This window comes from Peribacillus sp. NPDC056705 (genome assembly GCF_043656335.1).
In genome coordinates, this window is the sequence record NZ_JBHTYI010000241.1 from 1 (window position 1) to 1,171 (window position 1,171).

Sequence of the window (1,171 nt, forward strand, 5' to 3'; positions counted from 1 at the left end):
CCCCTATACGATTCATCCCATCCCAGACAAAGCCCGTGGAAGGATCCACAAGGGAGTCCTTCTGCCAACTATAGATGCGCTGGGCCCATTCCAGATCCGCCGGGTTCCCAAAAGCACGATACAGCCGTGCTGCCAAAATAACGGCGGGTGCATTAGCCGGGGTATTCTTATACCCTAGCTGCTCCTTATGCCACGCGATTCCGCCACCTTGGATATCGTTCCAGCCGCTCTGGATATCTTCCCAGAGCGTCAGAACGGCCTGCTTGTACTTATCCTGCCCCGTCGCCTCATACGCTCGCAGCCAAACCAGCGCCATCCATTCCATGTCATCATACAGCTCGTTCGGCCATTCGCCTTCATTGCGGCGAAGCACACCCTCGTACAATTGCTCCAGCCGCTCTGCATATACCGGATCATTCGTGCGGAGATAACCATCCACAAGCACATCTGCCGCATGCGCCATCCACCAATAATGAAAAATCGTGTTACATGCCCCGTCCGGGCACGGTGTTTCTATATTGTACATACGAATTGAATCATTCCAGAAATGCTGCTCGAGTGCGCGTTGCGCCTCATCGGCCCTTTTCGTCCATACCCCGGACACCGTTACCATTGCGAAATCACTCCTGACTCAATATGCAAGTATCTTTTTGCTAAGAACGCCCAACTTCCATCGCTTCTTATCCTTTGATCCCGCTGAAAGCAATGCCCTGGATAAAATAGCGCTGCAAAACCAAGAACAGGACAAGTATCGGCAATATCGCCACCAACGCCCCGGCCATCATCGGCCCATAATCCGTCTGGAAATTGAACGAGAATGCTTGAAGCCCCATCTGGATCGTAGCCTTATTCGGATCGTTCAACACAATCATCGGCCACAGGAAGCTGTTCCAGCCCGCCTGAAAGGTAAAAATGCTCAGCGTCGCCAGCGCCGGCTTGGTTAATGGCAAATAGATGCGCCAAAAAATTTTAAACTCGCTGCAGCCTTCAATCCGAGCCATCTCCATCATGTCAGAGGGCAGTGTAAGGAAGAACTGCCTCATGAAGAACACGGCAAACGTACCGGAAGCGCCAGGAAGAATAATGCCCCAGAAGGAATTCATAAGCCCCATGCCGCCGCTCCCAAACCAATCGTTACCCCCCATCAGCGGAATATGGCGCAGCACGTAAA

2 protein-coding genes are annotated in these 1,171 nt (G+C 52.5%); both read right to left on the reverse strand.

What is annotated here, in order from left to right; all coding sequences use genetic code 11:
• Positions 1-613 (reverse strand): glycoside hydrolase family 76 protein (locus ACFRAK_RS29320; RefSeq protein WP_394573241.1); only part of this gene is annotated, 613 nt, incomplete at its 3' end.
• Positions 614-680: 67 nt separating this feature from the next.
• The coding region (locus ACFRAK_RS29325; protein WP_394573242.1) for a carbohydrate ABC transporter permease at positions 681-1,171 on the reverse strand (491 nt) is incomplete at its 5' end.